Origin of the sequence: Serratia sp. Ag1 (assembly GCF_000743355.1) — a bacterium.
Lineage (GTDB): Bacteria > Pseudomonadota > Gammaproteobacteria > Enterobacterales > Enterobacteriaceae > Chania.
This window is the reverse complement of sequence record NZ_JQEI01000026.1, coordinates 242,798-269,130: the sequence shown is the minus strand read 5'-3', so window position 1 is coordinate 269,130 and position 26,333 is coordinate 242,798. Positions and strand designations below refer to the sequence as shown.

Genomic DNA, 26,333 nt, shown 5'->3' with positions numbered 1-26,333 from the left:
GGTCTATTCCTTGATCAACAAGGCGACGGCTTCACAGGCAATCCCTTCACCACGGCCAGTGAAACCCAACTGCTCGGTGGTGGTGGCTTTAACGTTAACGTCATCCATATGGCACAGCAGATCTTCCGCCAGGAAGATACGCATCTGAGGAATATGCGGGGCCATTTTCGGTGCCTGAGCGATAATGGTCACATCCAGGTTGCCCAATCGATACCCCTTGGCGCGAATGCGTTTCCACGCCTCACGCAGCAGTTCGCGGCTGTCGGCCCCTTTAAATGCCGGGTCAGTATCAGGGAACAGTTTACCGATATCGCCCAATGCCGCCGCGCCCAGCAAAGCATCGGTGACTGCATGTAAGACCACATCACCGTCCGAGTGCGCCAGCAGACCTTTTTCATAAGGAATGCGCACTCCACCGATCACCAGCGGGCCTTCACCGCCAAATTTATGGACATCAAAACCGTGACCGATACGCATCATGCGCTCCTTAATTGTTCAACTGAGTCAAATAGAACGCCGCCAGTGCCAAATCTTCTGGCTGCGTCACTTTAATATTATCCGAACGCCCCGCAACCAGCAGCGGATGATAGCCGCAGTGCTCCAGTGCAGAGGCTTCGTCGGTCACCGTCGCACCTTCATCCAGCGCACGCTGCAGGCACAGCTTCAACAGTTCCAACGGGAATAGCTGCGGTGTCAGCGCATGCCACAGATCCTGGCGATCAACGGTATGCGAGATAGCATTTCGGCCCGTTTCCGCACGTTTCATGGTATCACGCACTGGCGCAGCCAGAATGCCGCCCACCGAACTGTGTGCGGTAATTGCCAACAGGCGCTCCAGATCGTCCGCATGCAGACAAGGGCGCGCGGCATCATGCACCAACACCCACTCTGCGTTACCCGCCAGCCGCAGCCCGGCCATCACCGAGTCGGCACGCTGCTGGCCACCCACGGCGGTGCGCACACGGGGATCTTGAGCGATCGATAAGGTCTTAAAGTGATGGTCGTCGGGGCTGATAGCCACGATCACCTGCTGGATGCGCGGATGGCGCAGCAGAGCGTGGATCGCGTGTTCAAGAATGGTTTGCTGGCCGATAGTTAAATACTGTTTCGGACAATCGGCCTGCATGCGGCTACCGATACCGGCAGCGGGCAGGACAGCGATCACCTGCGGCAAAGAAATTGCGGAATGATTCATGCGTTATTTTTGTACGTTATTTGGCGTGGAGGACAACGCGTTGCGTCTGTATTGCTCAGGCACCAGACGATAAAAAGTCTCACCGGGCTTAATCATCCCCAGTTCATTACGCGCACGTTCCTCAATCGCTTCCTGACCGCCGTTCAAATCGTCGATCTCGGCAAACAACTGATCGTTACGCGCCTTTAATTTAGCATTGTTGCTCTGTTGAGCCGCTACGTCTTCATTAACCCGCACATAATCGTGAATACCATTTTTACCCAGCCACAGCGAATACTGCAGCCAGCCGAGCAAGGCAAGCAATAGTAGCGTAAGTTTTCCCATCTCCGCCCCCTGAAAAAACCGCCCAATCATCCCACAACTTTCTGTTTGACTCCACACCGGGAGCGGCATTTAGCCAGCAGATTCAGAGCGAGGATGGGCATTTCCTGAGCTCATCGCTTAATTCTCGCCCAAAAGTGGCAAAAAAAGCCACTTTAGCCACAAAAAAGCCGTATTCACTTTCAGTCATCCCGGCAAGATTATGCAGCAATAAGCACCAGGTTCTCTCATCCCCTCTAGATATTTACACCGCAAGAGAAATAACTATTCATATTTTGCACTATTAGCATTTTCATCATTAGGTAATGGTTGTATTTTTATTCATACAAGCTTATTTTTATGCACGTAAAGTGCATAAATAAATCCAATATATAACCTTTAATTTCTAGGGAGAGACAATGTTAAAACGTTTAGTGCTGATTGGTGCCTGCCTGGCTGCCGCCTTTTCTGCAACTTCATTCGCCGCGGAACCCACCTACGTGGTCGGCTCAGGCGGTACTTACCGCCCATTCGAATTCGAAAACAGCAATAAGGAGCTGGAAGGCTTTGATATTGATGTTATTAAAGCTATCGCTAAAGCTGAAGGTTTCCAGGTGAAACTGGTGAATACGCCGTGGGAAGGGATTTTTGCCACCCTGGGCTCGGGCGATCGCGATATTATTATTTCTGGCATCACCATTACTGAAAAACGTAAGCAAATGGTTGATTTCTCTTCGCCTTACTTCCCGGCTGAACAGGCTATTGTGGTGCCAAAAGACTCCACGGTAGACTCCATCGCCGCCCTGAAAGCGCTGAAAGTGGGCGTAGTCAATTCCAGTACCGGTGACATTGTGGTTTCCGACACGTTGGGCAAAAACAGTACGGCAATCAAACGCTTCGATAACACACCGCTGATGCTGCAAGAGCTGTATGAAGACGGTATTGGAGCCGCTGTAGGTGACGTTGGCGTGGCCAAGTTCTACATCAAAACCCACCCGGAAAAAGAGTTTAAGCTGGTTTCTGACGCCAAGTTTGAGCGCCAGTACTTCGGCATTGCGGTCGCAAAAGGGAACGATGATCTGCGTAACAAAATCAACGCCGGGCTGAAAAAGATCATCGCTGACGGCACTTACGCAAAAATCTACCAGACCTGGTTCGATAGCAACGTACCAACGCTACCAGCACAATAAACTGAACCAATCAGAAGGAACTACCTTTGAATTTCCGTTGGGAGATCATTCAGGAATACGCACCGCTGTTTATGGAAGGTGCCCTGATGACCATCAAATGCACCATTGTCTGCGTATTGTTGGGCACCACCTGGGGATTAATCCTCGGGTTGGGCCGCTTGGCGCAGGCACCGCACGGCATCTGGAAGCCGATTCTGCACTATGGCATTCAATGGCCGGTGCGTATTTACATCAGCGCTTTTCGCGGCACGCCGCTGTTTGTACAAATCATGGTCGTACACTTCGCGTTAGTGCCGCTGTTCATCAACCCGCGTGATGGGTTGCTGGTCACCAGCGGCCTGATGAGCGCCGACTTCGCCCGCGCGCTACGTTCCGACTACGGCGCCTTCCTGTCATGCGTAGTGGCAATCACCCTGAACGCTGGTGCCTACGTGTCGGAAATCTTCCGTGCCGGCATTCAATCCATCGATCGCGGCCAGATGGAAGCTTCACGCTCGTTGGGTATGAGCTATGGCAAAACCATGCGCAAAGTGATCCTGCCGCAGGCGTTTCGCCGTATGTTGCCGCCATTGGGCAACAACGCGATCGCTATCGTCAAAGATTCATCGCTGGCTTCCGCCATCGGTCTGGCCGATCTGGCCTATGCCGCCCGTACCGTTTCCGGTGCGTATGCCACCTATTGGGAGCCCTACCTGGCCATCTCCTTGGTCTACTGGGTGATCACCTTCCTGCTTTCGCTGATGGTGCAACATATGGAAAAAAGGTTCGGTAAAAGTGATTCGCGTACATAACCTGCAAAAACAATTTGGCGAGAGCCATGTGCTGCGCGGTATCTCCTGCGAGATCGCGCCCAATGAAGTGGTGTGCATTATCGGCCCTTCCGGCTCCGGCAAAAGCACCTTTCTGCGCTGCATCAATGCGCTGGAAACCCTTTCTGGTGGTGAAATTGACGTCAACGGCTTTGCCATCCACAGCCATAAAACCGATCTGAACAAGATGCGAGAAAGCGTCGGGATGGTCTTCCAGCGTTTTAACCTGTTTCCGCACATGACGGTGCTGCAAAACATCATTATGGCACCGATGGAAGTGCAAGGGTTGCCACGTGGCAAAGCCATCGAGCGAGCAGAAGTGTTGCTGCAAAAGGTTGGTCTGCTCGACAAAATCGACGCCTACCCCAGCAGCTTGTCCGGTGGCCAGCAACAGCGGGTGGCGATCGCCAGGGCACTGGCGATGGAACCTAAAATTATGCTGTTCGATGAACCAACGTCGGCATTGGATCCTGAATTGGTTGGCGAAGTGCTGGCGGTGATGAAGTCACTGGCACATGAGGGCATGACCATGGTGGTCGTGACGCATGAAATGGGCTTTGCTCGTGAGGTGGCCGATCGGGTGCTGTTTATCGATCAGGGAATTATTCAGGAAGAAGGCACTCCACAGCAGATTTTCAGCCAACCCGCCAATCCACGCACGCAGGCATTTCTTAGCAAGGTTTTATAATCCTCGGCATTTCTCGGGCGCAGGCTTCTGCGCCCTGCTGATTACCAGCCGCTGAGAAAACTGAACATCAGCCAGAACAGGCAAACTACCACCGCACCGGTCATCAGCAGGGTAAAAAACAGTTTGCCACGCAGCAACATGCTAACGGCGATCCCCACCAAGACGGATACTGGCATCAGCGCCAGAAAAAACGGCCAAGTATAAAGCAGGAAGAATAGCGTGTTGGAACCATAAATCAGAAAGGGCACCGCGAACGCCAGCCAATAGAACACAAAACCGCTGATACCACCCAAGAAAGAGTACGATGGCTCTTCTTGTTGTTGCGTATCAATCAGTATTGGCGAGGCATTATGCATAACGATCCCTGTCCATTCATCGTCTATCGGCACGCTTTACAGCAGGCCTATCCCCATCGCCCTTCAAGATGCAAAAGTATTGGCTGGCTGCATCTCAAAGTCACTTGGGGCAGATTAAAAAACGCCTGACAAAACTGCCACGCGCTTTTCACGAACTCAGGATCTGATCATAGCCCGACCACGCAGTACGTCTAATAATTGCGCAGTCAAATTTGTTACTAATTGTTCACCATTCAAATGCACCTCGGGCTGGACAGGCGCCTCGTAAACCGAGTCGATCCCAGTGAAGTTGCGCAGTTCGCCAGCACGGGCCTTTTTGTACAACCCTTTAGGATCGCGAGCTTCGCAAATGGCCAATGGCGTGTCGACAAACACTTCGACAAAACGCCCGGGCTCGAGCATTTCGCGCACCATCTGCCGTTCAGCCCGGTGTGGCGAAATGAAAGCGGTCAGCACCACCAACCCGGCGTCCACCATCAGCTTGGCGCTCTCCCCGACGCGGCGGATATTCTCACGCCGATCGTCGTCAGAAAACCCCAGATCGCGGCACAAACCGTGGCGCACGTTATCGCCATCCAACAGATAAGTGCTGATCCCTAGCTGATGCAACGCCTGTTCCAATGCACCCGCCACGGTGGACTTCCCCGAGCCGGAAAGCCCGGTAAACCACAGCACCACGCCCTGATGGCCATTACGCACTTCACGCTCCGCACGCGTTACCGCATGCGGATGCCACACCACATTTTCATCATCTGGCCCGGTTGGCCGGATCTCAACCACGCGATTTCCCTCCAAGCAGATCACGCGCTTCCCAATGAGGGAAATGTTTACGCACCAACGCATTCAGTTCAAGTTCAAAAGCGCTGTAATTACCGGTGGCTGGTTGCTGGTTGTGGTGCAGCGCCTCGCGGATCAGCCCAGCCCCCACCGTCACGTTGGTCAAACGATCGATAAAGATCAGGCCACCGGTATCATGGTTCTGCTGATAACTGTCCAGCACCAGCGGTTCGTCAAAAGTCAGCTCCACCAGCCCGATGCCGTTCAGCGGTAAAAGCGCGGCAGGATGCTGTGCCAACGAGTTAATCTCCACCTGATGGCGAATACTTTCTATCCGGGCGCGGGTTTTCTTGCCTGCTACCTTGATGTCATAACTCTGCCCTGGCAGCAGTGCCTGCTCAGCCATCCACACCACATCCACCAGCGCACTCTGCGCCGCCTGCAGCGTTTCAGTTGCATCCACCAGCAGATCGCCACGGCTGATGTCGATTTCGTCTTGCAGCACCAGCGTGATCGCCTCACCCGGCACGGCTTGCTGCAAATCGCCATCAAAGGTCACGATGCGCGCAACGCTGGATTCTACGCCGGATGGCAGCACTTTCACGCGCTGGCCGACACGCACCACGCCAGCAGACAAGGTGCCTGCGTAGCCACGGAAGTCGAGATTCGGGCGATTGACGTACTGCACCGGGAAGCGCAGCGGCTGACTTTCCCTTTGGCTGATCACATCCACACTTTCCAGCACTTCCAGCAGCGTTGGCCCGCTGTACCACGGCATACGCTCGCTTTGCGCCGCCACGTTGTCACCGTCCAACGCCGACAGCGGCACAAACTTGATGCTCAGATCGCTTGGCAACTGCTCGGCAAACGTCAGGTAATCCTGTTTGTATTGCTCAAACACCGCTTCGCTGTAATCCACCAGATCCATCTTGTTCACCGCCACCACCAGGTGACGAATCCCCAGCAGCGTGGCAATAAAGCTGTGGCGACGGGTTTGATCCAGCATACCTTTGCGCGCATCAAGCAGCAGGATCGCCAGATCGCAGGTAGACGCCCCGGTCGCCATATTGCGGGTGTACTGCTCATGCCCCGGCGTATCAGCAATGATAAATTTACGTTTCTCCGTAGAGAAATAGCGATAGGCCACATCGATGGTGATGCCCTGCTCACGCTCGGCCTGCAAACCGTCGACCAGTAACGCCAGATCGAGTTTTTCGCCCTGCGTACCAATACGCTTGCTGTCGGTATGCAGCGTTGAAAGCTGATCTTCGTAAATCTGGCGGGTATCGTGCAGCAAACGGCCAATCAGGGTACTTTTGCCATCGTCAACACTGCCACAGGTCAGGAAACGTAACAGGCTTTTGTGCTGCTGCGCGTGCAGATAAGACTCCACACCGCCCTGTTCAGCAATTTGTTGTGCAATAACGTTGTTCATCCGGCGGCTCCTTAGAAATACCCTTGGCGCTTTTTCAGCTCCATCGAACCAGATTGATCGCGATCGATCATGCGGCCCTGACGTTCACTGGTGGTGGAGATCAACATTTCTTCAATGATCTCCGGTAGCGTTTGTGCTGAAGAACCGACCGCGCCGGTCAGCGGCCAGCAGCCGAGAGTACGGAAACGCACCATGCGCTGGCTGATCACTTCCCCAGGTTGCAGATCGATACGATCGTCATCCACCATCAGCAAGGTGCCATCACGCTCTACCACCGGGCGCGGTTTTGCCAGATACAGCGGCACAATGTCGATCTGCTCCAGGAAGATATATTGCCAGATATCCAGTTCTGTCCAGTTCGACAGCGGGAATACGCGGATGCTCTCCCCCTTATTAATCTGGCCGTTATAGTTGTGCCACAACTCCGGGCGCTGGTTTTTAGGATCCCAGCGGTGGAAACGATCGCGGAACGAATAGATACGTTCTTTGGCTCGGGATTTTTCCTCATCGCGACGCGCACCACCAAAAGCGGCATCAAAACCGTACTTGTTCAATGCCTGCTTCAAACCTTCGGTTTTCATGATATCGGTATGTTTGGCACTGCCGTGGACAAATGGGTTGATGCCCATCGCCACGCCTTCGGGGTTCTTGTGCACCAACAATTCGAAACCATACTCTTTAGCCGTCCTATCGCGAAACTCATACATTTCGCGGAATTTCCAGCCAGTATCCACATGCAGCAATGGGAAAGGTAAAGTTCCCGGATAAAACGCCTTACGCGCCAGGTGCAACATGACGGAGGAGTCTTTCCCGATAGAGTACATCATCACCGGGTTAGCAAATTCAGCGGCAACCTCACGGATGATATGGATACTCTCCGCCTCCAATTGCCGCAAATGAGTGAGTCGTTTTTCGTCCATAGCAGATCCTTAAACGCCTTGCCGTTATATTCGGCCTAAGCCAGATTCACGACGGCGGGGCGAGATCCCCCCTCCGCCTGCGATTGATGCCCAAACCAGGCAATTTGATGGTGCAGTTCCACCACCTCACCGATCACCAACAGAGCGGGCAATGGTGCCTGTTGAGCTAATTGCTCCAGTTGTTGCAACGTGCCCGTCTGCACCTGCTGATCGGGCCGCGTCCCACGGCTGATCACCGCCACTGGCGTGTTACCCTCTCGGCCATGAGCGATCAGGTTACGGCTGATATCCGCCGCCTTCATGGTGCCCATGTAGATAGCCAAAGTCTGGCGCGCCCGTGCCAGATCGGCCCAGTCCAAGCCGCTGCCATCCGGGCGGCAATGGCCGGTAATAAAGGTCACGCTTTGCGCGTGATCGCGATGGGTTAACGGAATACCGGCATACGCCGTCGCGCCTGCGGCAGCGGTCACTCCCGGTACCACCTGGAACGGAATGCCCGCGGCGGCAGCCACCTGTAGCTCTTCGCCCCCACGGCCAAAAATAAACGGATCGCCGCCCTTCAGCCGCACCACACGCTTACCCTGCTGCGCCAGTTCCACCAGCAGGCGATTGGTTTCTTCCTGGATCACCGAGTGCGCACCAGCGCGTTTGCCCACGCAGATCCGCTCAGCATCCCGGCGTACCAAATCCAACGTTTCATCACTCACCAAATGGTCATACAGCACCACATCAGCCTGTTGCATCACCTGCAACCCGCGCAGCGTCAGCAAACCGACATCGCCAGGGCCAGCCCCAACCAGTGCAATCTCACCTTTCTGACCTTCATCGCCCTGTGCAAAATCAGCTAAATCCTGTGCTAACTGCCGCTCTGCCTGCGCGGTTTGGCCACTGGCAACCAGCGTGGCGAAACGGCCACCGAAGGCTTTCTCCCAGAAACGGCGCCTTGCCCCAATCGATGAAAGTTGCTGTTTCACTTTACTGCGCAAGCCCCCGGCAAGAATGGCCATCTGCCCAAGGCTGACCGGGAGCAACGCTTCGAGTTTTTCGCGCAGCATCCGTGCCAGCACTGGGGCTTGGCCACCTGAAGAAACGGCCACCACCAGCGGTGAACGATCGATAATTGATGGGAAGATAAAGGAACAGCGCGGCTGATCGTCCACCACGTTCGCCAACACGCGGCGTTTATCCGCTTCGGCATACACCTCAGCATTCAGTTGACTGTTGTCGGTCGCGGCAATCACCAGAAATACCTCGTCCAGTTGCTGCGGATCAAAAGATCGCGCCAGCCAGTGAACCAGGCCTTGCTGATGAAGATGCTCAATTTCCGCTGAAAGCGCCTGCGCAACCACCCGAATCTCTGCCCCAGCACGCTGGAGCAGATCGATCTTACGTGCGGCGACGTCACCGCCGCCAACCACCAGCACCGGACGTTGTTTGAGATCGGCAAATATTGGTAGATAGTCCACAACGGCCTTTTCATATAACAGAAAGATAGTGTGACTATACGGGGTGAGATTTCGCCTCTGAAATGACGAAAAGGAATGGCTTGTTCAATAATGGAATATAGGCCGCAGTTTCTGGCCTGAAATTCTTGGGTGTTGGCTGCCCGCCAGCAGCTCGAATTATTTGGGTCTATTTCGTTCTATACCCAAAATAATTCGAGTTGCTTGTAGGCGGCAACTGAGCGAAGCCCCAGGAGCTTACTCAGGTAAGTGACTGGGGTGAGTGAAGGAAGCCAACACCCAAGCAACTTGAAGTATGACGGGTATAAATTGAGAAACGAAGAAATTGTGTAATTAGTAATAGCCCCCCATACTAGTGCCGAGCATACATAATCGGCCTCACCGTTACCTAAAAAGGATTTTTCGGTATGTTTTCCCGCTTTTGCCTGAGAGCCGCTGTAATGATGGCCGCCTTTGGTTACATTACAAGTATTTCAGCAAGCACAAAACCTGCCAAAGAAGCTTCCTTAGGCCAATTTGCCGCTGAACATAGCCTGATCAGCAACAGTACAAACGCTCCCGCAACCACAGAACCCGCACCTGGCCAATTTGCTGCTGAGCAAATGCTGTTATCCACCGTCAGCAATACTGACAAGGCGTTGCCCACTGCCAAATCGGCTAAAAAAGCCAAAGAAAAAAAAGAGCCAAAAAAAACCAAGCCCCCTAAAACCACGCCATTAGGCCAGTTTGCCGCCCAACAAATACGCCATATCGCCACGCATTTTCCGGGGCGCATGGCGGGGAGCCCAACAGAATTGCTGGCTGCAGATTATCTTAAACAACAATTTGCCAATATGGGTTATTCAAGCAATACGCGTAGCTTTAATGCCCAATACCTTTATAGCAAAAATGATACCAGTGAAGATTGGAACAAGATCATTGTGACTTCGGTGATCGCAGCAAAAAAAGGCAAGCAGAACAAACAGATCATCATCATGGCTCATTTCGATACCTATACCCCACACAATGACAGTGAAGTGGGCAATAATCTGGGCGGATCGGCCCTGCAAGGCGTAGACGACAATGCTTCCGGCGTTGGGGTTATGCTGGAACTGGCACAACAGATGAAAGATATCCCCACGGCATACACCCTGCGCTTTTTGGCAACCAGCGGTGAAGAGCTCAAATCACTGGGGGCGAAAAACTACCTGAGGCGTATGACGCAGGAAGAACGCGATGACACTTTGTTGGTGATCAACCTCGATAACCTGATCACTGGCGATCAACTCTATTTCCACTCAGGGCGTAATACCGCACCGGAAGTCGCCAAAATCACCCGCGATCGCGCACTGGAAATCGCCCAACTCTACGATATTCCCGCCGCCATCAACCCCGGCAGTGAAAAATACCCCAAAGGAACCGGTTGTTGCTCCGATCACACAGTTTTTGACGAGGCAAAGATGCCAATTTTAGCGGTGGAGGCCACCAACTGGTCGCTGGGGGATAAAGATGGCTACCAACAAACCGCCGTTAGCCCACAGTTCACTCAAGGGGTGACCTGGCATCGCCCGCAATACGACAACCTGCAATATCTGGAAAGCAATCTGCCAGGGCGAATCGATCAACGCAGCCACGATATCGTGCAAATCCTGTTGCCCTTGATTAAAGAGTTGGCGCAAGCGCAACCGGTTATAGAGCAAGAAAAAGGTAAAAAGAAAAAATAGGGGGTGCGGCAATGTAGGTTTTCTTCATTGCCCACCGGCTCGGCTGAAAGCCGCAGCCATTTTTTTATCGTAGTTATTGCTCGCATAACCGGGGCCATTATAGCTCTTGGCAAACGCAGCCCAATCAAGCATGCGCAAAGCTTTAACCAGCACCGAATTAGCATTGATAAAACGCACAAAAGCCTCCAACTGCGCGGCATCCCCACGGTACATAGCGTTAATGAAAGCTTGTAATGTCCGGTATTTCAGTAGCTTCCAGTGATATCCCATGATCTGGAATGCCCCCCAACTGCATGACTGGAGCGCACATTCACGCTCTATCTTTGCAGCACGGGCCAGGCGCTCATGCTCCGCCGCACCACCGCTATATCCCCCCGCCGCACTGTTAACTAAATCGACAGGCAAGCCATCAACTTTGATCCCCTTCTCCAGCAACAAACGGCGGAATACATGACGCTCGAACAGAATTTTGGGCCGACCATCAGGCAACATACCCGCCCCGGCGCTTTCCACTTCAGCAACCGCCTGAACGGCTGCACCAGGGACACCCAGTAACGCTGCAGCCCGTTGATAATCCTGAGATGTCAGGTTACTCATGGCTGACCTCACTTTTTTTCACACCAGAAAAACGGACTAATAGTTTGATATTGCCTCTAACCGCAAACACACCGATACATAACGCAACGTTAAGCAAGGCTTCTGCAGGGTCTACCTCATCGTACACGCCCAGCGCCAGGCGGATCGCCACCGTACCGCTGGCGGCAATAATAACGAAAGCAAAAAAAGCAGCGCAGTAGTCATGATTTTTTTTACCCCGCCGGAAAGCGAGTAACCGTAGCGCGATCAACCCACAGGCGATGCCATTGATAGCCAGCAACAGAGTATCAAGGCTCATTGTTATGTCCCCCTTTTTTGAGCAGATCGGGATCTGCCGCGCGCTTGGTTAACGCCATTAATAAACGCACACTGACGGCGGAACTGACAATGGCACCAATCAGCTTGGTCACCGCCAGTTCGCCTGGCAACGTAGTGGATAACGCATTGGCAAAAAACTCACTTGAAACTACACCGATCACGAACGACACCAAAAACAGCACGGTTCGGGTGACAAAGGGATAATCCTTCGCACTAATGACAAAGATCACCGAACCAACAAACGCCCCAATCACCACATCGGCTGCCTCTGGCCCAGACAGCAGCCCGGCGATGGTCGCACCAGTGACGATAGCAGTAGCCATTGCCGCACTTGAAACAGGTTCTGACATAGACTCTCCTCAGAAATAAAAAAGCCCCGCATCGCGAGGCTGGGTAAAGCAGGTAAAAACGTTACTCGACAAGGTGTTCCTTGACGGGTTCACCCTCAAGTTCGGTTGTGGGCTGAATATCTACCACTTCCGGTTCAGGCTCTGCGCCATACACCTGCACGCGCAGATCCAACCAGCGACCTGCCGGTACATCGATCGGATCGCCGTCCTTGTAACCTGAGATAGTGTTTTGAGCGAAAGTAGGAGCCGACAGATTTGCCCGGTGGAAAGTCTTAATCAGCAGATCGCCAGATTGCTCAACTTCATAATCCACCCAAACCAGCGGCAACTTGTTGCGATCGGTTGGTATTTCAATACCGCCATCAATACCGCCCCATTCTGCATCCGAGTTAAAGCCAAGAGTGCCGGAAACCCGGTAAACTCCTTCGCTAACACGTTCAGTGGTGACACTTTGGCTTTCATTGTTGAGTTCGCTGGAGCCATCGCCGAATAATTTGACGATTGGAGAGGCTTTTTTGATAAAACCGTTGGCGTCTACGGTGGTGTTGTAGTCACCCCAAACGCCGTAGGATGTCAAAGAGCCTGATGCTCCAGATAAACCAGTCCGCAATTTTCCAGATGCGCTGACGAAAACATATCCGACAGTTGGAGTCCCATCCATAGGTAAAGACAGAACACCATATAACTGTTCTGCTGCTGGTTTATTTGCCGAGTTAGCCGTGATGCGGTAAATTTTACCGACGCTCTGCTTTGTATCATCCTGATGCAGAGGTCCGCTACCGAGCCCATAATCACCAATTTTCAGATAACGAGTATCGTTTTTACTGCGCGATTCATAGACATCCCATGCGGACCATGTCGATGATGTAGCGCTGTAATTTCGTTGGTAGTAATAGTCGTTAATGCTGTATGGATAGTATCGTTGCGTTACAAAAGTATTACCATTAGCACCTGCTACACCAGCTCTTGAGTCCAGAACAAGTAACGTCCCAGATATAACAGCAGGATAATTACTTGTGCCAGAAATATTAGAGTTCATACTTTGATAATATGCACCCTCAGTTTTGATGGTATTTAGATCAGATGTTCCCAATGGTGTTGCACGTGTTGCAACTTGAGTATTGTTGGAATAAAGCGGACCGGGAAAGGTAACAGAACCATCGGCTTTAGCACTCATGGAATATGCTGTGCCATTCCAGCGTATAGTCATATTCCCAGTTGCGGTATCTGAAAATACCGCCCCCTTTTCCACGTCATTGACATCGCGGAATCTCAGCAAAAGATTTGGCGTTGTGCTGGTAGCCCGCATTTGCTGGTCACCGTTTGACGTAATGCTTTTCTTGAATTCAACGGCACTGGCCACCGTCTGTGTTGTCGTCGTGGATTTATTCAGCGTATCATTTACCGCCGCCGTCAACGCCGCTTGTGATTTCACTGTTACCGTCGAACCATCAGGCGCCGTCAGTTTGACATCCCCGGCGCCGCTAAGGATCTGCTGCCAACCATCCAATTGGCTCTGCCATTGGTTTACCAGCACCGATAGTTGCCGCGAGAAATCCGCTACGCTGCCCACCAGCGCAGTGACAATCGCATATTGCTGCCCCGTAGCGGCACTGCCGGTATAAGGCGTTGCTAGTGTGAGTTGCGTGTCTGAGATCACCCGCTGGATCTCATACATCACTACCGTACCCGCTCCAGGTACCAGTAGCATTTGACCCGGCGCCACGCCGTAGACTGGGTTATTCCATTGTGTCCCCGTTCCGGTCACAGTGGCCGAATTTTGCACAAGCGCAATCGTGCCTGTGCGATACCAAGCTGTAGAAGCCATTGTAAGTTTCCTTTTTGATTATACTGATGAAGATAAGAAGGTTAGAAAATGTTGGTTCAACACGGTTATGGCATGATGTGCCCCGTGTTTTTCAAATATGAAAGCCTGCGTTTGCAGAACTGATTAGCAGTTATTTATTCAGCGTTATCATCGGCAGAAGATTCAGCAACAACCTCAGATTCAGGTTGCACCTCTTGTGGCTCAACAATTTCTGGTTCTGGTTGAGCTGGCATGCTTAAGCGCAGATCGATCCAACGGCCTTCAGGAATATCCATCGGCTCCCCAGCCACCACCATCGCGCTATCTGGATCGAAACGGCGTTTGTGGGTATAGACCCTGATAGTGCCATCTTCATCGACTTCGGTGCTGGCAAATACCAGGCGATTACCATTGACGTCTTGAGGGATCTCTATCTGCCAGCTTTCAGTTGCCAAACCCAATGAACCACTAATCTGATAGAGCCCAGTAGCTAGCCGTTGTGCGGTAACTCCTGCGGCTTCCCCGTTGACTGCACCGACCCCGGCAAGAACAAAGCCAGACAGATAATCTGTAGGCATTTTTGCTGGATCATTTGACAGTCGGATAATAGGAGAGGCTTTTTTAACAAAGCCGTTGGCATCTACGGTGGTGTTTGTACTGTGCCAGATTTTTGACCACACCGTAGACCATGCGCCCGCGGGTGTCCTAACTCTGATCGAGAGATCAGGTGTTGCCGTACCACGTATAAAAGCCATTTGCCAACGCGAGCCGGAGTCGGCTCCTTCAAGACCAAAAAATCCTTGGCCTGTTGGTGCCCCTGGCGTGTTAATTGGCCAAGTGACGAACTGGTTTGATGCAGCAACGTTAGCATCGGCCGATATAACAGACGATGCCCCCCCTACACCATAATCACCAATTTTTACATAGCGAGTATCGTTTTTGCTTCGTGATTCAAATAGTTGCCAAACCTCCCACGCATCCGCAGGAGCATTGTAAACTCGCTGATAATAATAATCAGCAACATGCCACGGATAGTAAATCTGCGTGACTCCCTTTCGACCATTTGATGACGCAACGTGATTAAGCACGCGTAATGTTCCTGCTGCCACAATGGGATAGTTTTTCTCAGATGTAGCATTCGATGTTGCTGCCTGATAATAATCCCCTTCATCCTTAACTGTATTTAAATCAAGCGTACTTAATGATGTCGATTTTGTGGCTACAGGAGTAGAACCTATATACAGATTATTTAATACTTTCGCAGTACCTGCCCTTGCATCCACAGAAAATACCGGTTGACCATAATTTATATTAGATGCAAGTCCCGTTGTTGCTGTAGAAACGACAGAGAAACCATTACTCGTTGCTATGCTTGCATTATTCGGGTTAACAAGGTCTGCCCGGTCACCACCGCGAAATATAAAAGGAAGCGTACTAATATCAGGTACTGCCCCTGCAGTTGTGTAGGCATTATTTAATACGAGGCCATTGTATAGTGATACAAACCCATCTGTACGGAATGTTGCTGTGCTTGCCGTCCCATTCCATCTGATATTTATTACTCCCGTATCCGTCTGCGCATATACCGCCCCTTTTTCCACATCATTGACATCACGGAATCTCAGCAAAAGATTTGGCGTTGTGCTGGTAGCCCGCATTTGCTGGTCACCGTTTGACGTAATGCTTTTCTTGAATTCAACGGTACTCGCCACCGTCTGTGTCGTCGTCGTGGATTTATTCAGGGCATCATTAACCGCTGCGGTCAATGCCGCCTGTGATTTCACCGTTACCATCGAACCATCAGGCGCAGTCAATTTAACATCCCCGCTGCCGCTGAGGATCTGCTGCCAACCGTCCAGTTGACTCTGCCACTGATTCACTAGCACCGATAATTGCCGGGAGAAATCCGCCACGCTACCCACCAACGCAGTGACAATCGCGTATTGCTGCCCGGTGGCAGCACTGCCAGTATAAGGCGTTGCTAGTGTGAGCAGCGTGTCTGAGATCACCCGTTGGATCTCATACATCACCACCGTACCCGCACCGGGTATCAACAGCATTTGACCAGGAGCCACACCGTAAACCGGATTGTTCCATTGCGTCCCCGTTCCGCTAACGGTGGTTGAATTTTGTGCAAGCGCAATCGTGCCTGTACGATACCAAGCTGTAGAAGCCATAAAGAGTGTCCTTTTAATTAATATTGCTGAATTCGAATGCCGTTAACCGAGCATTGATAGTAGAAAGAGAAGAAGTTAATTGACGTAATGTATGCAATACATTGGCATTAGCGATACGCGCTTCAACAACTGTGATAGCTGTTCGTTCCACATGATCGTCGATATTGCCAGTCAACGCAGTTTGCTCGAGATCGGCATTATTCAGCGATTGCGATAACGCTGTAATACTATTGCTCAACGCCACATTCGCGGCGTTCACATCACCCCGTAGGGCTGATATCGATTGTGATAATACGGAATCCCCAGTGGTACGACTTTTTGTTTCGCTTTCAAGAGCGCTGGATAACGCCTCACTTTGGTTATCAAGCGTATTCAGTCGGCCATTCAGCATGCTGCTGGTAGTGCGTTGCTGGTTCTGGGTAACGTTTAGCATGTCAGTGTTAACCACCGCTGCGACAGAAACTGCATCAACCTGCTGTTCCAGTTGCTCAAACCGCGACAGCATGGCTTTTTTATCACCCTCTGTCGTAGCTGTTAACTGGTTGATGTTAGTCTGCAAAACCTCATCAGCGGCAAGCCGCGTGTTGCTTTCCGCATCCAAGCGGGCCAACGAGCCATCAATACGCTGCGATAATGCGCTATCCGCAATACCACGCGCAGTGGCTTCTGTTACAAGCTGTGCTGACAATTCACCGTTGATACTGCGCTGTTGGCTTTGGGTAGCATCCATCTTTGCAGTTACCACCACGGTAGCCACAGAAACAGCGTCTACCTGCTGTGATACCTGTGCAATCATCGCCGCATTATTAGCCACGGTGTCAGTCGCACGTTGAGCAGAATCCCGCGCACTGATTTCTGACTTCAATGCCGCAGCAGCGGATACTTCTGCAGCACTGGCGCTCTTCGCAGCAGCATCACGGCTTTTACTGGCAGATAGTTCAGAACTGGCGGCGAGACTGGCACTGCTCTGAGCATCGCGAGCTGACTGTGCAGCAGCCAGCTCAGAGCTTTTTGAGTTATCTTCTGACTTTTGTGCCTGCTTTGCGGCAGCCCGTATTTCTGCCAATACAATCGGCCCAGTCAGTTCTGGAGCACTGTCCACCAAATAGTCATTGAGCGTTCCTGGTGGGCTACTCTCGAGCAGCGTGATCATCCCCAATACCGCACGTTGCCCGTTTTTATATACCACCGTGACAGTATATTCGCCGGGGTAAAGCTCGAGTTTATACTCGCCCCCTACTCCTGTAGTAACGCTAGCGGCAATTTGTAAAAAGGTCTGTCGGGTATTATGGCGGGAAGTGATAACCAGATTAGCGCTGGGGATCGGTACACCCTCAGGGCTACGGTAGCTACCTGATAATGTGATCATATTGCCCCCTTAGGCTGGGATATCAGGCCAAGTAACACTGGATTTTGACGTATCCACCGCGCGCAGTTGCTGGATATAACCGATCCAGGCAGTAAGGGACTCTTTATCCTGATCGTTGATAATCCCTAGTTGCAATTCGGTCTGCCATACGCTGATCGTATTTTGTGCCTGTGCTAGCAAGTAAGACCTTTTATTTTCTGCCGATTCAGGAGTTTCCACTGACTGAGGAATATCAACCCAAGTCGGCATCCCCTGAAGATCCGCACCACGCATTTTTCCTGCTGGTGGTGTCTGAACATATAGACTGTAAATCTCTTCGCTGATATCAACTAAATCATCAGGCAAAGTACCCGCTGAGAGATAATCCTCAAGCATTGAGATTGGATAAAAAGCCCCCGTTTCTTGACTAAATTTATACATAATTAATACCCCACTGCCATCCAATAAACCTCACGTTCCTTGGAACCATGAAGCCAAGCAAAGCTTGTATTACTTGCTGATAAATATCCTGTTTGTGCATTCCAGGTAGTCTCATACCCTTGCAGAAAGTTACACAAAGTAAACGACACAGATAATATTCTATTCGGCATAGCGATATGCAAATTCACCCAGTCAGTACTGCCATTTGAATTATTACTACCGATAGCAAAACCTCCTTGAAAAATCATTCCACTGCTGAGATCTTTATACCACCATGCATCACCACTGACCACACGCTGGGTTGGTGGGTTGTTTGGGCTATATACCCGTTGCCCTTGCTCATAAAGCCCTGCCCCGGTATCAAGCCCCCCTGATACTCTGCCTCCATTGATACTTAAATAACGATTATCAGGCGGATTATTCGGGCTATAAACTCGTTGTCCTTGTTCATAGATTCCAGCACTGGTATCAACATTTCCTAATAACCGGCCACCGTTGATGCTTAAATAACGATTATCAGGCGGATTATTCGGGCTATAAACTCGTTGTCCTTGTTCATAAACCCCGACACCTGTCGTAGTATTAAAATTGCCATTTTTATCAATTTCAAAATACTTCCCTGTAACATTCGAAGTTACTCTGACATACCCATCGGACGGAGCCGATATCGAACCCTGCACCTTACCATTAGCATCTTTAATGATGTATTGCGCTGCAGTAGTGTTTGATTTTATCTCTAACTCCCCCGTAAGCGTTCCACCTGTGAGAGGAAGATAACCTTTGTTAATAAATTGAGTAAGAGCATTAACCAAGTTAACTTGCAGAGTCTTAGTGTCACCATTATCCAACACGTCTTGACCACTGTTATCAGCAATAAACTGCGCTACCGCATTAGCAATGACGCTAGATTGCCGCCAGGCAGTATTCATCTCTTTGGATTTTGCCACTCCAGTAGTAAAACCAGCACTCCTGCTACTGAGAGCCAACCAATCAGTCGGGCTTAGTACATTAGCGCCACTATTAAGCCCAAAAGGCAAAAATTCATTTTTAGCCATTAATTGTATCCTTTATTTTTAAGTTCATGCTGGTAATTCAGGCCAATTCACCGGAATAGTTGAGGTGTCGATAGCTCGAACTTTCTGAATATACTCAATCCAAACGATAAGAGACTTTTTATCTTTATCACTGATTAGTCCAAGCTGTAATTCGGTTTGCCATATGCTAATGACATTTTGAGCCTGCGTCAGTAAAGCATTGCGTTGTGACTCCATTTGCATTACTTTTTCTGCTCCTGTCAATGGTGCGATATCGCTCCATGCAGGCATACCATCAGGCCCTGTCCCGCATATTCTTCCTTCTGGGCAATTCTTTGAGCTGAAAGCCTCATGGATCTCTGCCGATACCCCAACGCCATCCATTGGCCAGTCCCCTGATGCCTGATAGTCGCTTTTTAATGCCACAGGAAAAAACAAACCGCTATGGAAAATATAATCAGCCATGTTAATTACCTACCGCAAAATAAAAAATAGGATTAGATGAAGATCCAACCAAGCCATTAGCCAATGTTATTGATGTTTTAGTTATTGCCGTATATTCAGCTGTCCCAGCCGTTGCTCCGTAGACCCCTAAGGAAGCCCCAACAACGCCATTAGGAAATGGAATAGGGAAATTGATAGTCTGCGTGACATTAGGGCCTAACAGCCCAGAGATGCCATATTGAAAAATGACACCAGTAGGCAGCTTCGTCCATCCATTGCCAGATTGCATGCTGGGAGATTGCTTTGCGATAACCTGAGCAAGTGCTGCCAGTAGGTTATTTTTTAACGTTGTCGTATCCCCATTATCTAATACATCATTATTGCTATTATCGGCAATAAACTGCGCTACCACGCTGCTGATCACACTGGATTGCCGCCAGGCGGTATTCAGTTCTTTGGATTTTGCCGCACCAGCAGCAAAACCCTTGCTGCGCGCAGGCAGTGTCGACCAGTCAGCAGGTGTGAGAACATTCGCCTCCGCACCAATGCCGAAGGGTAAAAAATCATTTTTAGCCATTAGTAATTTCCTTTAGGTTCAGGCCCCACATACCTTTGTCAAAGCCGGAAAGATATTTATTGTCAGCATCAAAACCGAATAACGGCCCCGGTTCCGATACCATGGTGTAATCCGTAATACATACGCCGCCGGGTTTTACATCCAGATAGCCAAAGGCAATGATGGATTGCACTACGGCAGGTAATGGAGAACCTGTCAGATAAACACTCATCGTCATATCGAGATTATCCACAACGAAGACCTGAGTTTTATCATCGGGGAAAACACTCTGATAGATGTTACTGAGGGTTGCCATTGTGCCATCCCAGTTGTTCGCCAGGATTTTGGCACGCAGGATGGTGCGATAAACCTCATCATCCAACGTGGTAAATCCCATCTCATCAAACACCCCTTGCCAGCTTCCTTGGTCATATCCCAACCCACTGGTATCGAAGGAGAAATAGACACCATTAATAATGCTTCTCACCACGCGACCGATACCGATCCACAACCCCAATGCATCGAGCTGGCTACTTACAGCCCGATCAAGATCAAACTTATTGATGAAATCGCCCAGAGTTGCTTGGATAGCCGCAAACGGCTCGCTACTAACGCCAATAGTGTCGAGATATTTCGGTTTATCAGCATGGTAGGCAGTAATAAGCTTTTGATAATGATTCATGTTGTCACCACCGTGACATTCGCTGCCGAGCAGGTAACCGCCTGATTAAAGGTAACGTTGATATTGGCGGCGGCCAGCGCATTGGCAGACTTACCGATTTGCAAGTCGGTAAGATCGTATACTCGTCCTTCACCGTTAAGGTTGGCAGGGACAAACAGGCGGTGCAGCAATACCGGATCACCGATCGCCACACCGTTCACGTAGTCAGCAATGGCCGATTTGATCGACTCAGCAATACTGGTGGTATAACCCACCAAAGGTTTCAAGGTGACCCGCACATAGACCGGAACGCTGGTTTTACGGAAAAAAGAAATCGAGCGCGTAATACCATATTGGTCAGTCACTGGCACAACGCTGGTGCCATAGGTCCCGGTACCCGGCGTTTTTTTGGTGGCAATAGTCTTCGCTATCTGCCGGTCATCACCGCCGTCCACCACGATTGCAATCGAGTGGCTGGGGATGCCATTGCTGTCGGTGGTACTGGTATCGTTTTCGTAACCCCGATAGCGCTCGACATTAGGCAGAGTAGCAATGGCGCCAATAATCCCCTCCAACACCGTACGCGACGGCAACGATACCGATCGCGATTGCCGAATACGCAACTCGGCATCCGATTCCACCGGTTGCCCCGGTGACGCCGCTTGTGGGTTAGTGACCGCTTGCCAGCCACGGGTTGGGGAACCAATCACGCTAAGTTCACCCGGTAGCGCAATCACCGCACCGATTACCTGGCAGGTGGCGGTCACCGTTACCTGCCCTGATGAACCAATCACTACACTGCTCGGCAGGCTCCAACTGATGCCATTGGTGTCGCGCACCACGCCGTTGGTGATCTGCGTGCCCACTTGCCCGGTAATAACGACATCTGCGGTGGATTGGCTGGCGGCATTTTTCGTAATACCGTTGATTTTAACGTTGTTTTCCAATGCCCGGCCCTGTGCCGTTGCTGGGCTGAAGGAGTTGAATACCGCGATTGCCATGTTATTGGCATCATGAATCGCCAGCGCGATTACGGCTATCCACTGCCCATCTTTGCTGTCGGGCTCCAGGTAGGCATCTTCGCCATAAATCTGGCGGAAGAAAGCCGTCAGTGTGCTCAGGATAGTCTGGTAATCGGGCGCACTGATCCCACGGGCATCGACGCTAGCCGATAGCCCTAATGTATCGAGATTGAGCATTATGCCTCGCTATTAACGGTGGTTGTGCCGTACAAGGTGTTGATTGAGGAAGTAAAGGTCACGCGGCGGGTCTGTGGGTTCACTTGCACCTGAAAATCGGTGATTTCGTTCACGCCTTGGGTTCTCAGAATACGTTCACGAACAGACATCTGATAAACCAGCGACTTATGCTTACCCAGAATATCGGTTTTGTAGGGCGTGCCTGCGGTCGTATCCAAAAACCATTCCCCTTGCCATAGCTCAAAACGGGTTTTCACCGCTTGGGCCACCGCTTCTGGGGTGTTGATCATAAAAGTGTTGTCTCCCGCACCAAAAATGTAGTCGCCGGAGCTGTCTTCTCTGCGGTAGCGCATTACTGTGCTCCTCCTGTAGTACCGCTGCCGGTCTGTACACCACTGTGTTTATGATTTTTCAGGCTGATCCCGCCCGCCGTAACGTCATTTTTCACCGTCACCGGCCCATTGAGGGTGGCCGCGCCGCCGCCGCTGCCCATCCCCTGTGACAGGCTGCCATTAATGGTGACACTGCCATTCAGCACGATGGAGGGAGAGGTAATCTCCGTTCCACCATTGGCATTCGCCGTCAGTTTTCCCGATGTGATGACATTAACCGCGTGGCTGTCGGGGAGCAGTTCAATCATCGCAGCCCCATCATCACTGCGCAGTTGCGCCGCTGAGGTACTGATATTGCTTATTTTGTGGGGCTGCGATTGTGGCCCAAGGATGGCGAAAGCATCCGCCAGATGGTGCATTCGCCCATCTACCGCATCTTGCACATCACCACTCTGCCACCAAAAATCAATACATCGATCGGCAAACACCACCAGGCATTCATCACCTGTTTTCACTGGAAATGTCAGGCTGACGCCGCCACCGCGTGGAAAGATTACCGGTACGTCCACCAGCAGAGGTAATTCAGTTTGGGTAACTGTGCCGTCGGGATTTTCAATACTGCCACGAATAGCAGGGCGCACCTCGCAGGTCACCGCGTTGGGATTAAAGGACTCGATGATACCCGGCATTGCCACACGGAGTTCTGAATGGAGAGATTTCCGCAAAGTATCAAGGATATTTTCCGTCGAGCTGGCACGCTCTTTATTAGTAATCATCGCTCGTCACCTTATTTAATGTGGTGGCACCAGCCCTGTCTTTTGCAGTACAGACCAGATCCATATACCACTCATTGCCGCGAGTATCGCCATGATAAGAGATATTAATCACTTTATAGTCACCATCCTTTGATAATACTGAAGACATTATCGTGGTTTGTTTTTTCGCTGTTTTAACCGAATCCTTGCCCACATTCTCAATTGAGGATGTGGCCTGGTAAAGGCTACTATTATTGAGCCGCACCAAACTATTAATAACGATATTTGGGTTAATCAGACATTGAATATTAATACCACCGTCAATCGTTTGCTGAGGCATACCAATTAATCCGGCCTTATTATTAAGAATGATAACCTCGGTGCTATGTGTATTATCAGGCCGCAACTGGATGGTGTTATTAACGTATTGCCAGGTCGCGTTGGTTTGTGAGGCTAAACGATCCATCTCATCCCGGTGCATACCATAAATCGGCTTACCTCGGGGCATTTTCACATCGTCAAGTTCAGGAATAAGGCCCACGGTAACCCCAAACTCCCTCACCGATTTTAATAAAGCTTGAAATACATCCGTTTTACTGTATCCCGCTGCCAGCGTGGTATTCACGGTGGCATAGCAGAAGGCTTTGTCGTTCTCCGATGCTTGGATAGTGACAAAGGTGTCCGTTGCATTATCCCTACCATCAATAGAAAAACTGATTTCACCACTGAATATCAAGCTGGCGTTATCCTGATATCCTGCCAACAATTGTATTTGCGCAAACTCCCCACTCGTTATTTTATTTGCCACATCAACTGAGAGATTATAAATTTTAAACTCAGCTTTTTTAGGGTATTTGGTGTCTTGCCAGATGATTGAGAATGTGAACTTAAAAGAGGATAAATCCAGCCCATTACCCTTTTCATCCACCATCACCAAGGAGCATTTCCTGATCCAGTTTTCACTCATTTTTCACCTACAAATAAATTCACTCCGTTTAAATTAGCTGGCAATAAAATAAAGATGCCCACCACTACCAAGATTATCTTTAGTTGGCGCAGCATAAATATCAACATCAGAGGCAACGACCAATGCACCATTAAAGCCCAGGTGTCGATAGGGTTGTAAAAGATTGGTACCCGTCACCAAGGGGATACCATTGACGATGCTGCTCCCAGTACTATTGGCGATATCTAAAATCCATCCAGCGTTATCGCGCCAGAGTAATGTCATCTGATACTCAACACCCCCGAGTGTGATTCTGAAACGTTGATTATCTGCAGTCAGTGCGATCTCGATCATAGGCCCAATACTCCTTTAAGTTCAGACACCCCCGTTTTTATTGCACCAGTCACCGTATCGACAAAGGATCTCAGCATATTATTCGGATTCACCGTCTGTGGGTTTTTTACCCCAGTATTGGAAACACCGGCTGTACTCTGCCCTTGTGCCATGTTTTCAACTGGTGTAGTGGTAATGGTTTGAGTATTAGTGATATTAATTTGCTGCATAGTGATGGTAATCATCAACACATTTTCAGTGGTTGCATCGGTGGTTACATCCAATGAGCGAATCAACATATTTTCATACTGCCGCTTACCGGTAGTGACATTAAAACATTCAAAGGTGCTTTGTAAATCCAATAACTGCTGATAGATCTCTTTAGGACTGGTCCCAATCGAAAGTTCGTGCCCTGCAATTTGGTACTGCGAGGTATCAAAAAAATCAACTAATGAACCCGCCCCCGTAAAACCTAATTCCATCACTAACTCGGCAGGGCGATTATAAGCATGATCGTTAATCGCAGCACCGAAACCCACCGGATGCTCGGTGATTACCGTACTATCACTGTGTCTTTCGCTAATGACAATGCTGGGTACAATAATACCAATACGCCGTTTTTGCTGATTGAACAGCACTGATAACAGATCCATTATGATGTCCTCGGTATTATTTTTCGCACCACATCTCTGTTCACTTTATCCTGAGCATTAGCCACTATATTGCCAAGCTCTTGAGGATCCTTACACGCGGAATTCAGCGTAATTGAGGTGTTCTGGTTAATCACCGTTGAAGGTGGCCCCGATGCACAGCAACAACCTCCCCCTTTTGCCGAGCGATAATCCTCTGGCTGACGCGCGAGTAATGCCTGACTGGCGTGCTGCAGATTAGGAACAGATAAATGTTTTAATACCGACATCATGCTATTTAGCAAGTCATAGCCAGATGGTGTGTTTTTTTCTTCTGCTATGCTAGTGCTGTTTTTTGCCGCTACAGGAGCAGGAACCACTTTAGGGGGGGATGGTTTTTTCTGGGCAGCAGTGGCGTTTTTTGGGGCAGCCTGGTTTAAATACTCAACCCTGGGGCGTAGATAGGTTTTAGGTTTCCCTAACTTTTTAAGCAGCCCATCAGGCCCCATTGTGACAGAACTAGGGCCACCGGTAAGATGCGACCCATAAACTGTACCTATTCCTTTTTCTGGGTCGGTCAATTCCTGAACTATCGCTGTATGTCCATTCCATAATGCAATATCGCCCGGTTTAACATCTTTGGCATCTATCTCATCAAAGAATTTTGAATTTTTTAATGCTGCTGTATTTTGGTAAGGGATTTTATAACCATATCGCTTTAATATTTCATTAACCAAATGCGAACAGTCTATTGTCTGAGTACCATCCTTTAGCGTCCCCCTCCCTTTACCATATTTATAACCCTCATACGAATCTTCAATATCTTTCGTAATCAGGGGAGGAGTGTAACTCCCCGGTTGTTCCGTAACAACACTTGGCTTGATAACAAGCCCCCCTCCACCTGCATTATTTGACTTTCCACTATCACTAGAGAGATCATCCTGAAATTCACTAACTGGAATTATAATATCATTTACATATTTATCTGCTCCAGATAGATATTGATTCATATTGCCATAGGCGTCCGCCAATGATATTGAACCATCACCATATAGAATACTATTGTTTTTTATAACCTTCTGAGATAACACAGAACTTACTTTAGCATTTGGGTTTTCCATTAACGCCTTTAAAAATTTAGGCCCTCCCCCTGAACCTAAATTATGTAAAGAATAAACATCAGCAATATTACCTTTTCTACCTAAACCTTGCACCCGTTTAATGTTATCTTGGGTAAACTCCGCCAACATAGCCGCTTGCAGCCTTGCATCATCTCTATATGCAAGAGCTTGTGCCATAGTAAGCTGCGCAGCATTCTTAATACCATACTTTTCGCCATGCTTTCTTAACACATCTAACCAGGTACCTTTTGTAAATTGGCCAAGACCATATGCAGTAGAAGTACTTGGTCCTACATTAGTTCTGAATCTACTTTCAAAATAAGCCATTCGGACTATGATTTCAGGATCAACTCCAGCACTCTTGGCTGCTTCAGTCAACAGGGGTTTAGCCGCTTGCCAATTATTCCACCTAATCCTCTCCACTTCTTTCTGTGTCATTTTAGGTTTCG

The 26,333-nt window shown here is 50.0% G+C and carries 30 protein-coding genes; 4 read left to right on the top strand and 26 right to left on the bottom strand.

Annotated features, from left to right (window positions below; genetic code table 11):
• Positions 1–3: 3 nt before the first annotated feature.
• The 3 genes from ispF to ftsB are packed head-to-tail and all read right to left on the bottom strand — an operon-like array spanning position 4 to position 1,519.
• Positions 4–477: a 2-C-methyl-D-erythritol 2,4-cyclodiphosphate synthase gene (gene ispF, locus IV04_RS17265; protein WP_037404094.1), complete on the bottom strand. Its 474-nt coding sequence runs from the start codon at positions 475–477 to the stop codon at positions 4–6.
• 10 nt (positions 478–487) lie between these two features.
• Positions 488–1,195 (bottom strand): 2-C-methyl-D-erythritol 4-phosphate cytidylyltransferase, encoded by a 708-nt coding sequence (ispD, locus tag IV04_RS17260; RefSeq protein ID WP_037404095.1) that lies wholly within the window; start codon positions 1,193–1,195, stop codon positions 488–490.
• Positions 1,196–1,198: 3 nt separating this feature from the next.
• The gene (gene ftsB / locus IV04_RS17255; RefSeq protein ID WP_037404096.1) at positions 1,199–1,519 is read right to left on the bottom strand and encodes a cell division protein FtsB; all 321 of its coding nucleotides are present in this window, start codon (positions 1,517–1,519) and stop codon (positions 1,199–1,201) included.
• A 395-nt stretch (positions 1,520–1,914) separates the two neighbouring features.
• On the opposite strand from ftsB, the gene IV04_RS17250 reads away from it, so the two are divergent.
• The 3 genes from IV04_RS17250 to IV04_RS17240 all read left to right on the top strand — a co-directional run bounded on the left by IV04_RS17250 (position 1,915) and on the right by IV04_RS17240 (position 4,182).
• A complete protein-coding gene (locus tag IV04_RS17250) occupies positions 1,915–2,685 on the top strand; it encodes a basic amino acid ABC transporter substrate-binding protein (RefSeq protein ID WP_037404097.1) in 771 nt (256 codons plus the stop codon).
• 71 nt (positions 2,686–2,756) lie between these two features.
• On the top strand, positions 2,757–3,476 hold the full coding sequence (locus IV04_RS17245) for an amino acid ABC transporter permease (RefSeq protein ID WP_051916854.1): 720 nt from the start codon (positions 2,757–2,759) through the stop codon (positions 3,474–3,476).
• Positions 3,460–4,182, top strand: a complete 723-nt coding sequence (locus IV04_RS17240) for an amino acid ABC transporter ATP-binding protein (protein ID WP_037404101.1) — start codon at positions 3,460–3,462, stop codon at positions 4,180–4,182. Before IV04_RS17245 ends, IV04_RS17240 begins: the two co-directional genes overlap by 17 nt.
• Positions 4,183–4,223: 41 nt before the next feature.
• Here the strand turns inward: IV04_RS17240 and IV04_RS17235 are convergent, their stop codons facing one another.
• The 5 genes from IV04_RS17235 to cysG all read right to left on the bottom strand — a co-directional run bounded on the left by IV04_RS17235 (position 4,224) and on the right by cysG (position 9,136).
• The gene (locus IV04_RS17235; protein WP_037404102.1) at positions 4,224–4,538 is read right to left on the bottom strand and encodes a DUF3561 family protein; all 315 of its coding nucleotides are present in this window, start codon (positions 4,536–4,538) and stop codon (positions 4,224–4,226) included.
• Positions 4,539–4,694: 156 nt separating this feature from the next.
• A complete protein-coding gene (gene cysC / locus IV04_RS17230) occupies positions 4,695–5,381 on the bottom strand; it encodes an adenylyl-sulfate kinase (protein ID WP_081893240.1) in 687 nt (228 codons plus the stop codon).
• Positions 5,311–6,750: a sulfate adenylyltransferase subunit CysN gene (gene cysN / locus IV04_RS17225; protein WP_037404105.1), complete on the bottom strand. Its 1,440-nt coding sequence runs from the start codon at positions 6,748–6,750 to the stop codon at positions 5,311–5,313. The genes cysC and cysN overlap by 71 nt, the downstream gene beginning before the upstream one ends.
• A gap of 11 nt (positions 6,751–6,761) precedes the next feature.
• Entirely contained in the window at positions 6,762–7,670 is a 909-nt protein-coding gene (cysD, locus tag IV04_RS17220) for a sulfate adenylyltransferase subunit CysD (RefSeq protein ID WP_037404107.1), read from the bottom strand.
• Between the two features lie 35 nt (positions 7,671–7,705).
• Positions 7,706–9,136 (bottom strand): siroheme synthase CysG, encoded by a 1,431-nt coding sequence (gene cysG / locus IV04_RS17215; protein ID WP_037404108.1) that lies wholly within the window; start codon positions 9,134–9,136, stop codon positions 7,706–7,708.
• 404 nt (positions 9,137–9,540) lie between these two features.
• Here cysG and IV04_RS17210 point away from each other — a divergent pair, with 404 nt between their 5' ends.
• Entirely contained in the window at positions 9,541–10,836 is a 1,296-nt protein-coding gene (locus IV04_RS17210; protein ID WP_231566324.1) for an aminopeptidase, read from the top strand.
• A 24-nt stretch (positions 10,837–10,860) separates the two neighbouring features.
• Here the strand turns inward: IV04_RS17210 and IV04_RS17205 are convergent, their stop codons facing one another.
• The 18 genes from IV04_RS17205 to IV04_RS24740 all read right to left on the bottom strand — a co-directional run bounded on the left by IV04_RS17205 (position 10,861) and on the right by IV04_RS24740 (position 26,322).
• Positions 10,861–11,433, bottom strand: coding sequence for an N-acetylmuramidase family protein (locus IV04_RS17205; RefSeq protein WP_037404110.1), 573 nt, complete (start codon positions 11,431–11,433; stop codon positions 10,861–10,863).
• Positions 11,426–11,731 carry a phage holin family protein gene (locus IV04_RS17200; protein WP_051916849.1) on the bottom strand — a complete coding sequence of 102 codons (306 nt, stop codon included), beginning with the start codon at positions 11,729–11,731 and terminating at the stop codon, positions 11,426–11,428. The genes IV04_RS17205 and IV04_RS17200 overlap by 8 nt, the downstream gene beginning before the upstream one ends.
• Entirely contained in the window at positions 11,721–12,101 is a 381-nt protein-coding gene (locus IV04_RS17195; RefSeq protein WP_037404112.1) for a phage holin family protein, read from the bottom strand. The genes IV04_RS17200 and IV04_RS17195 overlap by 11 nt, the downstream gene beginning before the upstream one ends.
• A gap of 61 nt (positions 12,102–12,162) precedes the next feature.
• Complete coding sequence (locus tag IV04_RS26600) at positions 12,163–13,929, bottom strand: pyocin knob domain-containing protein (RefSeq protein ID WP_051916848.1); 1,767 nt, start codon at positions 13,927–13,929, stop codon at positions 12,163–12,165.
• A 134-nt stretch (positions 13,930–14,063) separates the two neighbouring features.
• Positions 14,064–16,085, bottom strand: a complete 2,022-nt coding sequence (locus IV04_RS24745) for a pyocin knob domain-containing protein (RefSeq protein ID WP_051916847.1) — start codon at positions 16,083–16,085, stop codon at positions 14,064–14,066.
• A 13-nt stretch (positions 16,086–16,098) separates the two neighbouring features.
• Entirely contained in the window at positions 16,099–17,454 is a 1,356-nt protein-coding gene (locus IV04_RS17180) for a prophage tail fiber N-terminal domain-containing protein (RefSeq protein ID WP_037404113.1), read from the bottom strand.
• Between the two features lie 9 nt (positions 17,455–17,463).
• Positions 17,464–17,874, bottom strand: a complete 411-nt coding sequence (locus IV04_RS17175) for a tail assembly chaperone (RefSeq protein ID WP_037404120.1) — start codon at positions 17,872–17,874, stop codon at positions 17,464–17,466.
• A 2-nt stretch (positions 17,875–17,876) separates the two neighbouring features.
• Positions 17,877–18,929, bottom strand: coding sequence for a hypothetical protein (locus IV04_RS17170; protein ID WP_037441155.1), 1,053 nt, complete (start codon positions 18,927–18,929; stop codon positions 17,877–17,879).
• A 24-nt stretch (positions 18,930–18,953) separates the two neighbouring features.
• Complete coding sequence (locus tag IV04_RS17165; protein ID WP_037403526.1) at positions 18,954–19,373, bottom strand: tail assembly chaperone; 420 nt, start codon at positions 19,371–19,373, stop codon at positions 18,954–18,956.
• A 1-nt stretch (position 19,374) separates the two neighbouring features.
• Entirely contained in the window at positions 19,375–19,929 is a 555-nt protein-coding gene (locus IV04_RS17160) for a hypothetical protein (protein WP_051916846.1), read from the bottom strand.
• Positions 19,922–20,590, bottom strand: a complete 669-nt coding sequence (locus tag IV04_RS17155; RefSeq protein ID WP_037403528.1) for a DUF2612 domain-containing protein — start codon at positions 20,588–20,590, stop codon at positions 19,922–19,924. Before IV04_RS17155 ends, IV04_RS17160 begins: the two co-directional genes overlap by 8 nt.
• A complete protein-coding gene (locus IV04_RS17150) occupies positions 20,587–21,771 on the bottom strand; it encodes a baseplate J/gp47 family protein (RefSeq protein ID WP_037441152.1) in 1,185 nt (394 codons plus the stop codon). Before IV04_RS17150 ends, IV04_RS17155 begins: the two co-directional genes overlap by 4 nt.
• Complete coding sequence (locus tag IV04_RS17145) at positions 21,768–22,121, bottom strand: hypothetical protein (RefSeq protein ID WP_037403529.1); 354 nt, start codon at positions 22,119–22,121, stop codon at positions 21,768–21,770. Before IV04_RS17145 ends, IV04_RS17150 begins: the two co-directional genes overlap by 4 nt.
• Complete coding sequence (locus IV04_RS17140) at positions 22,121–22,876, bottom strand: Gp138 family membrane-puncturing spike protein (protein ID WP_037403530.1); 756 nt, start codon at positions 22,874–22,876, stop codon at positions 22,121–22,123. The genes IV04_RS17145 and IV04_RS17140 overlap by 1 nt, the downstream gene beginning before the upstream one ends.
• Positions 22,866–23,822 carry a hypothetical protein gene (locus IV04_RS17135; RefSeq protein WP_037403531.1) on the bottom strand — a complete coding sequence of 319 codons (957 nt, stop codon included), beginning with the start codon at positions 23,820–23,822 and terminating at the stop codon, positions 22,866–22,868. The genes IV04_RS17140 and IV04_RS17135 overlap by 11 nt, the downstream gene beginning before the upstream one ends.
• Positions 23,823–23,855: 33 nt before the next feature.
• A complete protein-coding gene (locus tag IV04_RS17130) occupies positions 23,856–24,155 on the bottom strand; it encodes a hypothetical protein (RefSeq protein ID WP_037403533.1) in 300 nt (99 codons plus the stop codon).
• Entirely contained in the window at positions 24,152–24,787 is a 636-nt protein-coding gene (locus IV04_RS17125) for a phage baseplate protein (RefSeq protein WP_051916845.1), read from the bottom strand. Before IV04_RS17125 ends, IV04_RS17130 begins: the two co-directional genes overlap by 4 nt.
• The gene (locus tag IV04_RS24740) at positions 24,787–26,322 is read right to left on the bottom strand and encodes a hypothetical protein (RefSeq protein ID WP_152562907.1); all 1,536 of its coding nucleotides are present in this window, start codon (positions 26,320–26,322) and stop codon (positions 24,787–24,789) included. The genes IV04_RS17125 and IV04_RS24740 overlap by 1 nt, the downstream gene beginning before the upstream one ends.
• Positions 26,323–26,333: the final 11 nt, after the last annotated feature.

Bases quoted from the DNA above. Each gene is read 5' to 3' on its own strand.
- ispF (WP_037404094.1), bottom strand. From the start codon at position 477: ATGCGTATCGGTCACGGTTTTGATGTCCATAAATTTGGCGGTGAAGGC.
- ispD (WP_037404095.1), bottom strand. From the start codon at position 1,195: ATGAATCATTCCGCAATTTCTTTGCCGCAGGTGATCGCTGTCCTGCCC.
- ftsB (WP_037404096.1), bottom strand. From the start codon at position 1,519: ATGGGAAAACTTACGCTACTATTGCTTGCCTTGCTCGGCTGGCTGCAG.
- IV04_RS17250 (WP_037404097.1), top strand. From the start codon at position 1,915: ATGTTAAAACGTTTAGTGCTGATTGGTGCCTGCCTGGCTGCCGCCTTT.
- IV04_RS17245 (WP_051916854.1), top strand. From the start codon at position 2,757: ATGGAAGGTGCCCTGATGACCATCAAATGCACCATTGTCTGCGTATTG.
- IV04_RS17235 (WP_037404102.1), bottom strand. From the start codon at position 4,538: ATGCATAATGCCTCGCCAATACTGATTGATACGCAACAACAAGAAGAG.
- cysC (WP_081893240.1), bottom strand. From the start codon at position 5,381: ATGCGTTGGTGCGTAAACATTTCCCTCATTGGGAAGCGCGTGATCTGC.
- cysN (WP_037404105.1), bottom strand. From the start codon at position 6,750: ATGAACAACGTTATTGCACAACAAATTGCTGAACAGGGCGGTGTGGAG.
- cysD (WP_037404107.1), bottom strand. From the start codon at position 7,670: ATGGACGAAAAACGACTCACTCATTTGCGGCAATTGGAGGCGGAGAGT.
- IV04_RS17210 (WP_231566324.1), top strand. From the start codon at position 9,541: ATGTTTTCCCGCTTTTGCCTGAGAGCCGCTGTAATGATGGCCGCCTTT.
- IV04_RS17205 (WP_037404110.1), bottom strand. From the start codon at position 11,433: ATGAGTAACCTGACATCTCAGGATTATCAACGGGCTGCAGCGTTACTG.
- IV04_RS17200 (WP_051916849.1), bottom strand. From the start codon at position 11,731: ATGAGCCTTGATACTCTGTTGCTGGCTATCAATGGCATCGCCTGTGGG.
- IV04_RS17195 (WP_037404112.1), bottom strand. From the start codon at position 12,101: ATGTCAGAACCTGTTTCAAGTGCGGCAATGGCTACTGCTATCGTCACT.
- IV04_RS26600 (WP_051916848.1), bottom strand. From the start codon at position 13,929: ATGGCTTCTACAGCTTGGTATCGCACAGGCACGATTGCGCTTGTGCAA.
- IV04_RS24745 (WP_051916847.1), bottom strand. From the start codon at position 16,085: ATGGCTTCTACAGCTTGGTATCGTACAGGCACGATTGCGCTTGCACAA.
- IV04_RS17180 (WP_037404113.1), bottom strand. From the start codon at position 17,454: ATGATCACATTATCAGGTAGCTACCGTAGCCCTGAGGGTGTACCGATC.
- IV04_RS17175 (WP_037404120.1), bottom strand. From the start codon at position 17,874: ATGTATAAATTTAGTCAAGAAACGGGGGCTTTTTATCCAATCTCAATG.
- IV04_RS17170 (WP_037441155.1), bottom strand. From the start codon at position 18,929: ATGGCTAAAAATGAATTTTTGCCTTTTGGGCTTAATAGTGGCGCTAAT.
- IV04_RS17165 (WP_037403526.1), bottom strand. From the start codon at position 19,373: ATGGCTGATTATATTTTCCATAGCGGTTTGTTTTTTCCTGTGGCATTA.
- IV04_RS17160 (WP_051916846.1), bottom strand. From the start codon at position 19,929: ATGGCTAAAAATGATTTTTTACCCTTCGGCATTGGTGCGGAGGCGAAT.
- IV04_RS17155 (WP_037403528.1), bottom strand. From the start codon at position 20,590: ATGAATCATTATCAAAAGCTTATTACTGCCTACCATGCTGATAAACCG.
- IV04_RS17145 (WP_037403529.1), bottom strand. From the start codon at position 22,121: ATGCGCTACCGCAGAGAAGACAGCTCCGGCGACTACATTTTTGGTGCG.
- IV04_RS17140 (WP_037403530.1), bottom strand. From the start codon at position 22,876: ATGATTACTAATAAAGAGCGTGCCAGCTCGACGGAAAATATCCTTGAT.
- IV04_RS17135 (WP_037403531.1), bottom strand. From the start codon at position 23,822: ATGAGTGAAAACTGGATCAGGAAATGCTCCTTGGTGATGGTGGATGAA.
- IV04_RS17130 (WP_037403533.1), bottom strand. From the start codon at position 24,155: ATGATCGAGATCGCACTGACTGCAGATAATCAACGTTTCAGAATCACA.
- IV04_RS17125 (WP_051916845.1), bottom strand. From the start codon at position 24,787: ATGGATCTGTTATCAGTGCTGTTCAATCAGCAAAAACGGCGTATTGGT.
- IV04_RS24740 (WP_152562907.1), bottom strand. From the start codon at position 26,322: ATGACACAGAAAGAAGTGGAGAGGATTAGGTGGAATAATTGGCAAGCG.